The organism is Sphingopyxis sp. GW821-FHT12F08 (assembly GCF_058806755.1).
Window position 1 is genome coordinate 831,180 of sequence record NZ_JBXAQA010000002.1, and the last position, 12,141, is coordinate 843,320.

13 protein-coding genes are annotated in these 12,141 nt (G+C 67.9%); 7 read left to right on the top strand and 6 right to left on the bottom strand.

The genetic code is table 11. The annotated features are described in order from the left end of the window. Positions 1 to 152: 152 nt before the first annotated feature. Positions 153 to 1,133 (bottom strand): MBL fold metallo-hydrolase, encoded by a 981-nt coding sequence (locus AC1RNQ_RS08755; protein WP_493170522.1) that lies wholly within the window; start codon positions 1,131 to 1,133, stop codon positions 153 to 155. Next, positions 1,133 to 1,915, bottom strand: coding sequence for a succinate dehydrogenase iron-sulfur subunit (locus AC1RNQ_RS08760; protein WP_493170523.1), 783 nt, complete (start codon positions 1,913 to 1,915; stop codon positions 1,133 to 1,135). The genes AC1RNQ_RS08755 and AC1RNQ_RS08760 overlap by 1 nt, the downstream gene beginning before the upstream one ends. Positions 1,916 to 2,152: 237 nt before the next feature. Here AC1RNQ_RS08760 and AC1RNQ_RS08765 point away from each other — a divergent pair, with 237 nt between their 5' ends. The 3 genes from AC1RNQ_RS08765 to AC1RNQ_RS08775 all read left to right on the top strand — a co-directional run bounded on the left by AC1RNQ_RS08765 (position 2,153) and on the right by AC1RNQ_RS08775 (position 5,207). Continuing rightward, positions 2,153 to 3,682: a lipopolysaccharide biosynthesis protein gene (locus tag AC1RNQ_RS08765; RefSeq protein ID WP_493170524.1), complete on the top strand. Its 1,530-nt coding sequence runs from the start codon at positions 2,153 to 2,155 to the stop codon at positions 3,680 to 3,682. Positions 3,683 to 3,772: 90 nt separating this feature from the next. Further along, complete coding sequence (locus AC1RNQ_RS08770) at positions 3,773 to 4,513, top strand: methyltransferase family protein (RefSeq protein WP_493170526.1); 741 nt, start codon at positions 3,773 to 3,775, stop codon at positions 4,511 to 4,513. 4 nt (positions 4,514 to 4,517) lie between these two features. Beyond that, positions 4,518 to 5,207 (top strand): nucleoside/nucleotide kinase family protein, encoded by a 690-nt coding sequence (locus AC1RNQ_RS08775; protein WP_493170527.1) that lies wholly within the window; start codon positions 4,518 to 4,520, stop codon positions 5,205 to 5,207. Positions 5,208 to 5,298: 91 nt separating this feature from the next. On the opposite strand, the gene AC1RNQ_RS08780 is transcribed toward AC1RNQ_RS08775, so the two are convergent. Together AC1RNQ_RS08780 and AC1RNQ_RS08785 are read right to left on the bottom strand one after the other, a co-directional pair. After that, complete coding sequence (locus AC1RNQ_RS08780; RefSeq protein ID WP_493170528.1) at positions 5,299 to 6,075, bottom strand: nucleotidyltransferase family protein; 777 nt, start codon at positions 6,073 to 6,075, stop codon at positions 5,299 to 5,301. Further along, complete coding sequence (locus AC1RNQ_RS08785) at positions 6,072 to 7,016, bottom strand: alpha/beta hydrolase (protein WP_493170530.1); 945 nt, start codon at positions 7,014 to 7,016, stop codon at positions 6,072 to 6,074. The genes AC1RNQ_RS08780 and AC1RNQ_RS08785 overlap by 4 nt, the downstream gene beginning before the upstream one ends. Before the next feature lie 85 nt (positions 7,017 to 7,101). On the opposite strand from AC1RNQ_RS08785, the gene AC1RNQ_RS08790 reads away from it, so the two are divergent. The 4 genes from AC1RNQ_RS08790 to AC1RNQ_RS08805 all read left to right on the top strand — a co-directional run bounded on the left by AC1RNQ_RS08790 (position 7,102) and on the right by AC1RNQ_RS08805 (position 10,981). Continuing rightward, the gene (locus tag AC1RNQ_RS08790) at positions 7,102 to 7,932 is read left to right on the top strand and encodes a diacylglycerol/lipid kinase family protein (RefSeq protein ID WP_493170532.1); all 831 of its coding nucleotides are present in this window, start codon (positions 7,102 to 7,104) and stop codon (positions 7,930 to 7,932) included. After that, positions 7,929 to 8,777, top strand: coding sequence for a metallophosphoesterase family protein (locus tag AC1RNQ_RS08795; RefSeq protein ID WP_493170534.1), 849 nt, complete (start codon positions 7,929 to 7,931; stop codon positions 8,775 to 8,777). The genes AC1RNQ_RS08790 and AC1RNQ_RS08795 overlap by 4 nt, the downstream gene beginning before the upstream one ends. Positions 8,778 to 8,840: 63 nt before the next feature. Further along, positions 8,841 to 9,944 carry an Rv3169 family protein gene (locus tag AC1RNQ_RS08800; protein ID WP_493170536.1) on the top strand — a complete coding sequence of 368 codons (1,104 nt, stop codon included), beginning with the start codon at positions 8,841 to 8,843 and terminating at the stop codon, positions 9,942 to 9,944. Next, positions 9,941 to 10,981, top strand: coding sequence for a phosphotransferase (locus tag AC1RNQ_RS08805; protein WP_493170538.1), 1,041 nt, complete (start codon positions 9,941 to 9,943; stop codon positions 10,979 to 10,981). Before AC1RNQ_RS08800 ends, AC1RNQ_RS08805 begins: the two co-directional genes overlap by 4 nt. A gap of 151 nt (positions 10,982 to 11,132) precedes the next feature. Here AC1RNQ_RS08805 and rpsI read toward each other — a convergent pair whose 3' ends face one another. Next, on the bottom strand, positions 11,133 to 11,630 hold the full coding sequence (rpsI, locus tag AC1RNQ_RS08810; RefSeq protein WP_077030649.1) for a 30S ribosomal protein S9: 498 nt from the start codon (positions 11,628 to 11,630) through the stop codon (positions 11,133 to 11,135). Continuing rightward, positions 11,630 to 12,109: a 50S ribosomal protein L13 gene (gene rplM, locus AC1RNQ_RS08815; RefSeq protein ID WP_493170607.1), complete on the bottom strand. Its 480-nt coding sequence runs from the start codon at positions 12,107 to 12,109 to the stop codon at positions 11,630 to 11,632. The genes rpsI and rplM overlap by 1 nt, the downstream gene beginning before the upstream one ends. Between the last annotated feature and the right edge of the window lie 32 nt (positions 12,110 to 12,141).

Here is a 12,141-nt window from a genome sequence, read left to right on the forward strand (position 1 = left end):
TCCGTCACCGAGCCCCGATCCGAGCCCCAGCCCGCAACCGAGCCCGAGCCCCAATCCGAGCCCGAGTCCTGACCCCAGCCCGCAGCCGGTGCACGACCCCGACACGACGTCGGTCCCGCAAAGCCCGGTCACGCCCTGACCGGGCCGGCCGTTCAGGCCGGGCAATAGCCGTCGAGTTTTCCGCTGCGGATCAGCGCGCCATAATAGTCGGCCATCGCCGTGGCGCGCGTCGTATCGCGGCCGATCCACCGCGCCGCGCCCGCGAGCCAGCCCGCCGAGCAGGCGTCGAGCGCGCCCGGCCCGCGCGCGCAGGTGACAAAATCGGCAAAGGCGCTCTTCCAGGTGCCGAACGCCGCGATGTCCATGATCGGCCCATGTCCCGGCACCACCTGCTCGGCCCCCGATACGGAGACGGCATCGAGCGCCGCCAGCCAGCCTTCGGGACAGGCCGTGTCGAGGAAGGGCACGGGCACGGTGACGAGGTCGCCGACGATCGCGCGCTTCTCCGCGGCGTCATAGATCCACAGGTCGCGTTCGGTCACGGCGTGCGGCGCGACGCGCAACGACAGCGGCCGCCCTGCGATCGCCATGTCGCGCGATTCATCGACGATCACGTCGGGCCGCAGCTCGGCGCCGCGCGCGATGGTCGCAAGGTCGCCCTCGATCTCCGCAACCGCGCTCGGCGGGACGGTCCCGTCGGCGAGTGCCTGGCGCGACGATTCGGCGCTCCTAGCAAGGAAACCGGTCAGCGCCCCGTCGATCGCCGAGGTCCCATAAACCTTGACCTCCGGAAACGCCGCCTTCAGCGCGGGATTGCCGCTGACATGATCGAGGTGCCAATGCGTGTTGATGATTGCGACGGGAGTCATGCCAATCCCGCTCATCCCGAGCTTGATCGAGGTCAGATGTTCGGCATGGCGCCCCGTGTCGATCACGAAGGCTCCTTCGGGCCCGTAGAGGATCAGGCTGTTTCCATCGGGCGAACGGCCCGGATCGAAGCCGCCGCCGACGAGGAAAGTCGCCCCGCCGATGCCATGCGCATAGGTGCGCGGCATGTCCTCATATTCGACCTTGGGATTGGTGGCACAGCCGGCGAGCGCCAGCGCCAATAGCGCTGGCAGCCAGCCCCGCATCAGACCTGCCGCTCGGCTTCCAGCTTCTTGATCTCGGCGATCGCGCGCGCCGGACTCAGTCCCTTGGGGCAGGCGTTCGAGCAGTTCATGATCGTGTGGCAGCGATAGAGACGGAAGGGATCTTCGAGCTCGTCGAGCCGCTCACCGGTCATTTCGTCGCGGCTGTCGGCGAGCCAGCGATAGGCCTGGAGCAGGATCGCGGGGCCCAGGAACTTGTCGCTGTTCCACCAATAGCTCGGGCAGCTGGTCGAGCAGCAGGCGCAGAGGATGCACTCGTAGAGGCCGTCGAGCTTCTCGCGCTCGGCGGGCGACTGGAGGCGTTCCTTGCCGCTCGGCGTCGTGGTCTTGGTCTTCAGCCAGGGCTCGATCGAGGCATATTGCGCATAGAAGTGGGTGAAGTCGGGGACCAGGTCCTTGATCACGTCCATCGACGGCAGCGGGGTGATGCGGATGTCGCCCTTCAGATCCTCGATCGCGGTGGTGCAGGCGAGGCCGTTCTTGCCGTTCATGTTCATCGAACAGCTGCCGCAGATGCCTTCGCGGCACGAGCGGCGAAAGGTCAGCGTCGAATCCTGCTCGCTCTTCATCTTGATCAGCGCGTCGAGCACCATCGGACCGCATGTGTCGGTGTCGATCTCGAAGGTATCGAAATGCGGGTTCTGGCCCTTGTCGGGGTCGTAGCGATAGACTTTGAACGTCTTGACGTTGGTCGCGCCCGCGGCCTTGTGGGTCTGGCCGCCCTTTTGCGGGCGGCTGTTCTTGGGCAGGCGAAATTCGGCCATTTGTCTGGCTCCCCTGATGCAGTCGCGGTCGGCCTAGACCCGTTGCGCAGTGGGGGCAAGGGTTGTTGGAGGCAAAAAACCTTCGCGTGCCCCTGCGAAGGCAGGGGCCCATCTCCTGCCCGCGGAGGCCGCCACCGCCGGTCGTTTCATGCCGAACGGTCCGGTGATGGGCCCCTGCCTTCGCAGGGGTACGATGCCTGCTTTCTTACTGGCTCAACAATCGCTACTGGCGCCGCAATGAGCGAAGAGACCGCCCAGCCCGCCGTCACCAGCCGCAGCGTCGCGAAGGGACTCGGCACGACCGTGCTCGCGCGGCTGGGCGCGGTGGTCGAGATCGTCGCGCAGCCGCTCTATGTGCTGATGTTCGGGCTCGCTGGCTACGGCCTCTATGCGGTACTGTGGGCGACGATCAACCTGCTCGAAAATCTCTTCGACCTCGGCATGACGAGCGCGATGCAGCGCACCGTGCCGCAGTCGGCGAGCGACGCCGACGCCGCCGCGGCGCTGCGCACCGCAATGCTGTGGGGCGTCGGTCCCTGCCTGATCGTCGCGGGCCTGATCGCGACCTTCGCCGCCGACCTCGCGCCCTTCCTCAATGTCGCGGCGAAGCACCGGCCGCTCGTCGTCCCCGCGATCCAGCTTTTCGTCTGGGCGCTGCCGCTCTGGGCCTTTGTCGAGATCGCGACCAGCGCGATGCGCGCGCGCATGGTGTTCGGCGCCGAAATCCGCCTGCGCATCGTGTGGGAACAGATCATGCGGCTGGTCTTTGCCGGCCTGTTCTTCGCCGGCGGGCTCGGCCTCAAGGGCCTGTTCATCGCGCACCTCTGCTCGCTCGCCATTACCGCCATACTCTGCGTCCGGCTGCTGCGGCGCTACTATGTCTTCGGCGAACTGCTGCGCGGCGGGCGCGGCGGCGAGACCGCGAAGAACACCTTCTGGGCCGGGCTCTCGATCCTGCCCTCGAACGTCATCGCGCGATTGTTCGGCGACGCGCCCGCGCTGATCCTCAACCTGATCCTGCCCGGCGCGGTGGGCGCGGCGGCGGCGGGCCTCTTCACCATCGCGCGCAAGCTGTCGAGCGTCGTCCAGCTCGTCCGCATCGCCTTCGTCTATGTGCTCGCGCCGCTGGCGGCGAGCGCCGAGCGCGCCGACCGCGCACAGGTCGCCGACATCTATGCCTATGCCACGCGGCTGATCATGGCGATCGCCCTGCCGCTCGCCGCAGTGCTCGCCGCGGGCAGCGCGCCCTTGCTCAGCCTGTTCGGGCATGAGGCGAAGGTCGCGCAGGCCGCGGTCGTCATCCTGCTCTTCGCGCGCGCCGCCGAAGCGGTGCTCGGCATCTCGCTGCCGGTGCTCCAGGTCGTGGCCGCCTTCCGCCACCAGCTCACCGCGAGCATCGTCGGGGTGATCGTCGCGGTCGGCGCGGGCTGGCTGATCGTCGGCCATATGAATGCGCTCACCGGGGTGACGCTCGCGATGTCGATCGGGCTCGTCGTCATGGGCGGCATCCCGATGCTCCAGCTCGCGATGAACGAGAAGCTCCACCCGTTCGATCATCAATTCCCGGCCGTCGCGCTGCGCGGTATCGCGATCACGCTCGTCGCGGGCGGCGCGGCGCTGCTCGCCGGGCGCCTGCCCGATGCGATCGCGCTGCCGCTCATCATCCTGCTCGCGGTCGCGGCGATCTGGCTGTCGCTGCGCTTCGCCCTCCCCCATGCTGACCGGGCGTCGCTGGGCAAGACGGCGCGCAAGCTGCGGCTGGTCTGAAAGTTTCGGTCTTATTTTGGCCGCAAAAATCGCTAGAGACGTCCCACTTTATTCTGACGCCGCGCCTCTGCGGCCAACAGGCGGACCCACATGTACCAGACCGAACTCGCGCGTAGCGGCAAGCGCCTTTTCTTCATTCGCGGCACCTATATCTATATCACCATCGCGATCTCGGTGCTGATCGCCTGGTGCAGCAAGGACTGGGGCCCGTTCCGGACCGCGTTCGGCGACTGTGCCTGGTTCTGGGTCTCGCTCGGCGTCGCGAGCGCGGGTGCGATCGTCCGCATCTTCACCAGCGGCTGGGCCGCGCTCGGCACCTCGGGCCGCGCCAAGGTCGCCGCCGAGGCGAGCGAGCTCAACACCACGGGGCCCTACAGCCTGGTGCGCAATCCGCTCTATGTCGGGCGTATCCTCAACTTCACCGGCCTTGCGATGCTCTCGGGCAGCTGGGTGTTCGGCGCGATCGTCTTCCTGCTCGCGATCCTGATCTACGAGCGCATCTCGATCTATGAGGAAGAATATCTGCGCGAGAAGTTCGGCGCGGCGCACGCCGAATGGGCGAAGGACGTCCCCGCGCTGCTCCCCCGTCTCCACGGCTGGGTGAAGCCCAAATACCCCTTCTGGTGGAAACGCATGATCTGGCGCGAACAGAACAAGCTCTTCCTGCTTGCGACGACCGTGTTCCTGACCTGGTTCGCGCGGCTCGACTTCAATTTCGATGCGCTGACCGCTCCGCAGTGGAACTGGGTCTATGCCTTCGGCGCGCTCGTCGTCGTCCGCTTCATCATCGGCGGGCTGAAGATGGTCGGCTTCTTCAAGGAACTGAGCTGAGTATATGGGGAGCGATCTCGCTCCCCTGATCGCAGTCGTCGGCAGCGATGGGTCGGGCAAGTCGACCCTGTCGGCGGATTTGCTCGCGCATATCCAGCGGACGCGGAGCGCCGAGAGCGGCTATCTCGGCCTCGGCTCGGGCGAGCAGGGGCGGCGCATCGGGCGCTGGCCGGTCATCGGCCCGCCGCTGCACCGCTTCCTCGACGGCATCGCCGATCGCTTGCGCGAACCCGGCGAGCCGATCCCCGGATATCTCGCGGCGCGCTATGCGCTGAACAAATCGAAGAAGCGCCGCGCCAAGTTCGACGCGCTGATCGAACAGCGCCGCGCGGGCAAGGTGATCGTCACCGACCGCTATCCGCAGCTCGAGGTCCCCGGCCTCCACGACGGCCCGATCCTCGCCGGCGTCGCGACGAGCCCGCGCCTCGCCGCAATGCAGGCCGAGGAGCGCGCGCTCTATGCCGAGATGGCGGCGTACAGGCCGACGCTCGTCATCCGCCTGCACGTCGATGTCGACACGGTGATGGCGCGCAAGCCCGACCATGACCGCACTCTGATCACGCGCAAGGTCGAGACGGTGCCGCTGCTGGCGTTCAATGGCGCGCCGATCGTCGATATCGACGCGACGATTCCCTATGGGGAAGAGCTGGCGATCGCGAAGGCGGCGGTGGACCGGGCGCTGACTTCAGCCTGAACCTCCCTCCCCGTTCGTGTCGAGCGAAGTCGAGACACGCGAAAGCAAGCACGAACTCGGCGTGTCTCGACTTCGCTCGACACGAACGGAATTAGAGGGCGGTCTTGGCCGCCATGATCTTCTCGATCAGCTCGATATCAGCGGGCTTATCGGCATCGATACACGCCTCGGGATCGCTCATCGGCACCACGGTCGCATTCAGCCCGAAGCGCAGCCCCGCGCGCGCGACCCCCTGCTGGATCGTGAACAGCCGCAGCAACGCGCCGATCAGCAGCCACGGCCCAAAGGCCGCGACGATCTTGAGCCCCTTCTTGCGGTCGCGCTCGATGCGCCCCCAGAAGTCGAGCAAGGGCAAGACGCGCCGCCCGCGCAGCCGGAACATATTTGCCCCCGACCACCAACCGCCGCGGAACTTCAGCCAGGTGCGCTTCGATTCGGGATAGCGCGCGAGCAGCACGTCGCGCTCGACCATCGCGACCGCGACGTCGCTGCCCTCGGCGCCGTCGAGAAACTCGGCGATCATCGCGGGGGTGAGCAGCACATTGTCGGCGGTCGTCACCAGCACCGGATCGTCGCCCGGCGGCAGCGCGGCGGCGAGCGAGCTGCTGATCCCCTGCCCCGAATCCGAAAAATGCAGGTCTGCCAGCCCCGCCAGCCCGGGCTCGGCGGCGAGCTCGGCGCTGTTCTGCGCGAGGATCGTGATCGGTCCCACGCGCGGCGAGGCACGCAGCGCAGTGACGACATGCACCAGCATCGGCCGCCCCGCGATCGGCAGCAGCGCCTTGGTCGATACCCCGGTGCCGCTGAGCAAGGGATCGGGGCCGGGCCGGCTGCCCGCCATCACGATTGCCGAAATCTTCGCAGTCATTGCGCGGGCGCCACCCGCTTCGCGGTCGCGCCGCGCAGGAAGTCGGTCGCCTCGGTCAGGATCGGCCCCTTGTACGACAGCGGCCCGGTCAGCGCCATGACGAGGTCGTTGTGGCTGAGCCCATCGTAAGTGCGCAGCTGCGCCGACCCGCCGACCTTCGCCATCGCCGCCGCCAGCCGCTCGCTGTTGCGCACCCGCACCACCGTGTCGGCGGTCCCATGCCCGAGCCACAAAGGCGGCGCATCGGCGCGCACGAAATGGATCGGCTGCGTTTTTTCGACCGGCCTTATATCGCCCATCGCGACATCGGCGCGCCCGCCCTTTTCGAACGGATAGAAATCATAGGGGCCCGCCAGCCCCGCCACGCCGCGGATCACCGACGCATCGCTGCCCGCCGCCTTCAGCCACTGCGGGTCGAGCGCGATCATCGCCGCATTATAGGCGCCCGCCGAATGCCCCGACAGCGCGATCCGCCCCGCATCGCCGCCATAATCGCCGATATGTTTTTCGGTCCAGGCGACCGCTGCCGCGCTGTCCTCCAGGAAATCGGGCCAATGCCCCTCGGGCACGATGCGGTAGTCGGGGATCACGACGATAAAGCCCTGCTTCGCGAAAGCGCGCCCCGCAAAGCCATAATCGCCGCGCGCGCCGCTGTACCAGCCGCCGCCATAGAGCCAGACGATCACCGGCAGCCGATCGCTCTTCGTCGTCCCCGTCGGCACCCAGATGTCGAGCTTGTTGCGCTGTCCCGAACCATAGGGCTGGCCCGCGACCTGCAGCGTCGCGCCGTCGCCATTGCCAAGCCATTTGTCGCCGAGGTTGAGCGACTTCGCCCCGCCGCCGACGATCAGCCGCGTGCCGCCGCCGAACAACAGGATCAGCAGCCCGATGAGTATCAGATATTTGATCAACCGCCGCTGTCCCTTGACTGGCTTATCCATGGGTTCCCTCTGGCCCGCGCCCTACAGGCCCGCGCGCCGCCGAACAAGCCGCCACCTTTTGCGCGCTCGTGCGTAGGAACCCGCGATGACCGACGCCTTCACCCGCCCCGCGCTGATCTGCAACGACCAGAGCGGCAGCTTTGACCCTGCGATCCGCGATACCATAGAGGCCGTGTGCCGGGCCGCGGGCGCGCCGCTCGCCGCGACCTTCGTGCTGCCCGATGCCGACATTCCCGATGCCGATGCATTGCGCCGGCAGGCGATCGACCTGCTGCTCGTGTGGACCGGCGACGGCACGATCAACGCCGCCGCGACCGGGGCGGCGGGCTGGGACGGCGCGCTGCTGGCGCTGCCCGGCGGCACGCTCAACCTGCTGTCGAAACAGCTCCACGGCGACCGCCCCGCGCCCGATATCCTGGCCGATGCGCTCGCGGGCAAGGGCCGCCGCCGCGCGATCCCGACGATCCGCTCCGGCCGCGGCGAGGCCTTCATCACCGTCGTCGCCGGTCCCGCGACGCGCTGGGCCGAGGTGCGCGAAACGATGCGGCAGGACGGGCTGATCGAGGCGAGCCGCGCCGCGCCCGACGCGCTCGATACGATGCTGAACGCGCCGGGCGTCGCCGTCGCGGGCCATGGCAAGGCCTATCCGGCGGTCATCCTGACCCCGACCGAAAAGGGCATCGCCGCCGACGGCATCTTGACCGAAGGCACCGGCGACGTGCTGCGCCACGGCCTCGCCTGGCTCGGCGGCGATTTCCGCGACGGCCCCAGCGAGCCGATCGCGACCGCCGAGACGATCCTGCTCGAAAGCGCGGCGGCGATCAGCCTCGAATATGACGGCGAGCTCGGCGAAGTCCCCTCGCCCGCCCGCTTCGCGCTGGGGATGAGCGCGGTCGATTTCCTCGCCACCGCATGACCCGCCTGTTCCACATCAGCGACCTGCATTTCGGACTCGAGGACCGGACCGCGCTCGACTGGTTCGCGCATTGCGTAAAGACCGAACAGCCCGACGCGGTGTTGATCACCGGCGACCTGACGATGCGCGCGCGTGCCCATGAATTCGCCGCCGCCTGCGACTGGATCGAGCGGCTCGACGTGCCGGTGACGGTCGAGGTCGGCAACCACGACCTCCCATATTTCAATCCCTTCGCGCGCTTCTTCTGGCCCTATCGCCGCATCCGCCGGATCGAGCGACTGGTCGAGCGCGAGCTCGAGCTGGAGCGCGTCGCGGTCGTCCCGCTCAAGACCACAGCGCGCGCGCAATGGCGGTTCGACTGGTCGAAGGGCTGGGTGACGCGCGGCGCGCTCGACAAGACGATGGCGGCGATCGACGCGCTGCCGCGCGGCACGACCGTCTTCGTCACCGCGCACCACCCGCTCGTCGAGGCGGGCACGCGCGGCCGCGCGCTCACCCGCGGCGGCGAGACGGCGCTCCGCGCGCTCGCCTCGCGCGGGGTCGCGGCGGTGCTCACCGGCCACGTCCACGACGCCTTCGATCTTGTGAAGAACACGCGCGACGGCCCCATCCGCATGATCGGCGCCGGCACGCTGTCGCAGCGCATCCGCTCGACCCCGCCGAGCTTCAACGAATTGCGTGTCGCCGGTTCCGCGATCGACGTCCGGGTGCGCAACCTCGAAAAGGTGCCGACCCCCGACATGCAGATCGGCGCCATCCCGCCCGACGCGCTGCCGCCGCGCGAACCCGGCGAGCCGGTCGCCCCCGTGGGCGCGGTGCCGCCGGTCGATCCGCCGGTGCATTGACGCTGCATTGACGCGCCGCTCCATCCCGTTAGGTTGCAACAAAAAACGGGATGAGGATCGACGATGCTGACCAAGGGCGACGATTTTCCGCTGCACCAGACGAGCGAGCCGGTGGCCTTTGCGGGCACCGACCGCAATTTCTACGACCGCTATTTCTTCAACGGCACCAGCTCCGACGGGTCGGTGTTCTTCGCCGCCGCGATGGGCTTCTATCCGCAGCTCGGCATCGTCGACGCCGCCTTTTGCGTCCTCGTCGACGGCGTCCAGCATAACCTCCGCGCCAGCCGCCGCTCGACGGGCGAGCGGCTCGACCTTTCGGTCGGTCCGATTTCGATCTCCATCGACGCGCCGCTCGAACGCGTCACGCTGAGCATCGCGCCGGGCGACGGTCCGCTCGCCGCCGAACTGACCTTCACCGGCCGCCATTTCCCGATTCTGGAGCCTCGCTTCATCCGCCGCAACGGTACGCGGCTGTTCATGGATTATACGCGGATGACGCAGAACGGCCGCTGGGCGGGCTGGCTGGCTGTCGATGGCGCGCGGGTGCCGGTCGGCGACGGCTGGACCGGCACCCGCGACCGCAGCTGGGGCATCCGTCCGGTCGGCGCCGCCGAACCGCAGCCGCCGCCGCAGGGCAATTTCAACCAGTTCTTCTGGCTGTGGACGCCGTGCAATTTCGACCACGCCTCGCTCTTCTTCCACAGCAACGACGATGGCGAAGGCAATCCGTGGAACCGCCGCGCGGTGATCGTCGGCGACACAAAGGACAATGGGGGCAGCGAACAGCATTTCGACGCCGCGAGCTTCGCGCTCGACTGGCAGCCCGGCAGCCGCCGCGTCGCCGCGCAGCGCACCGAACTCGGGAGCGGACGCGCGCTGACGCTGACCCCGACCGGCCCGGTCTTCGCGATGAGCGGGCTCGGCTACACCCATCCCGCCTGGGGGCACGGCCTCGATCACGGGCCCGAACTCGCGGTAGCATTCGACAGCCTGTCCGAGGCCGAACGCGGCTGGGGCAATCCGCTCGCGATGCATATCCAGGCGCTGGTCACCGCCGAGCTCGTCGACGGCGGCACGGTCCATCGCGGTCTCGGCGTGCTCGAACAATTGTTCGTCGGCCCGCACGCCCCGACCGGCCTCACCGGCCTGATGGACCCGATATCATGAGCTTCCCGACCTCGCCCGAGGCGATCACCCCGCTGTTCCTCGGCGCGCTGTTCGGGCATCGCGAAGCGCTACGCGGCTTCACCTGGACCAAAGTCGGTACCGGGCAGATGTGCGACAGCTATCGCCTGGCGCTCGACTGGGAGGCGGGCATCGACGCCCCCGCGACCGTGATCGCCAAATGCCCGAGCCACGACGAGGCGAGCCGCAACATCGCCAAGCTCACCGGCACCTATGTCAAGGAGGTCAGCTGGTACCGCCACCTTGCTCAGGCAAGCGGCGTCCCGGCCCCGACCTGCTATTTCGAGGATATCGCCGACGACGACGTCGAATTCCTGCTGATCCTCTCCGACCTCGCGCCGGCGGCGCAGGGCGACCAGCTCGCGGGGCGCGGCCTTGCCGGTCTCATCCCCTGCATCGAGGCCGCGGCCAGGCTCCACGCTTTTATGTGGAACGACGTCCGGCTCGCGCATATGCCCTATATCGCGCGCGACAATGGCGAGCTGATCCGCGCGATGTTCCCGCAGCTCTATCTGGGCTTTCGCGAGCGCTATGCGGGGCGCCTGTCGCCCGACATCCTCGATATCGGCGCGGGCATCGTCGAGAAACTCGACACTTACCTCACCCGCGAACCCGCCGCGCGGACGCTCGTCCACGGCGACCTGCGCATCGACAATATCCTGTTCAGCCCCGACGGCGACCGCTGCTGGCTGGTCGACTGGCAGACGCTCGGGCGCGGCAGCGGCGCGAACGACCTCGCCTATCTGATCGGCACCAGCATCGCCGACCCCTTCGAACGCGCCGCTGCCGACCGCCCCGCCTTCGACCACTGGATAGCGGCGCTGAAGGCCGCGGGCATCGATGCCGACCCCGAAGCGCTGTGGACCGACTATCGCATCGGGGCGCTCAGCGGCTATTTCATGGCCGTCTTCGCCTCGATGAGCGTCGAGCGCACGGCCCGCGGCGACGAAATGTTCGCGGTGATGGCGGAAAGGCCGGCGCGGCAGGCGTTGGCGCTGGGGAGTTTGGATTTGCTTTAGCCGTTTTCCCGAAACGTCCCTTCTCGGGCGGGAGGGGACATCAAGTTCCTCCCCACCCCAAAGCCGCCACTGGGAACCTCTGCCCACAAGCAAAAAGGGCGGCCCGTTTCCGGACCGCCCTTCCTGTTTCCACCCGTCGGCGGAAAAGCTCTTAGCGCTTCGAGAACTGGAAGCTGCGGCGGGCCTTGGCCTTGCCGTATTTCTTACGTTCCACAGCGCGGCTGTCGCGGGTCAGGAAGCCGGCCGCCTTGACCGGGCTGCGCAGCGCCGGTTCGAAGCGGGTCAGCGCCTGCGCGATGCCGTGCAGCACGGCGCCCGCCTGGCCCGACAGGCCGCCGCCCTTGACGGTCGCGACGACGTCATACTGGCCGGTGCGCTCGGTCAGGCCGAACGGCTGGTTGATGACGAGGCGCAGCGTCGGGCGCGCGAAATAGACTTCCTGGTCGCGGCCGTTGACGGTGATCTTGCCCGTGCCGGGCTTGACCCACACGCGGGCGACGGCGTCCTTGCGGCGGCCGGTCGCATAGGCGCGGCCCTGCGCATCGACCTTCTTCTCGCGAAGCGGCATCGTGCTCGTCGGGGTAGCGACGGTGCCTTCAACGGCGCCGCCGAGATCCTTGAGATCGGTCATGGTCTGTTCGTCGGCCATTATGCACCCACCTTGTTCTTGCGGTTCATCGACGCGACGTCGATCACTTCGGGGTTCTGTCCGGCATGCGGATGTTCGGCGCCGGCGAAGATGCGCAGGTTGCGCATCTGCTGGCGGCCGAGCGGGCCGCGCGGAATCATGCGTTCGACGGCCTTTTCGAGCACGCGCTCGGGGAAACGGCCTTCGAGGATCTTCGCGGGGCTGGTTTCCTTGATGCCGCCGGCATAGCCGGTGTGCTTGTAGTACCGCTTGTCCTGCAGCTTCTTGCCAGTGAACGCCACCTTCTCGGCGTTGATGACGATGACATTGTCACCGCAATCGACGTGCGGGGTGAACGACGGCTTGTGCTTGCCGCGCAGGATATTGGCGATGATCGATGCAACGCGGCCCACCACGAGGCCCTCGGCGTCGATCAGCACCCATTTCTTTTCGACCGTACCGGCATTGGCCGAAGCGGTCGTCTTGGTCAGCGCCTTCATCATGGCGACCTCCTTGAGACATGGGGGGCAGC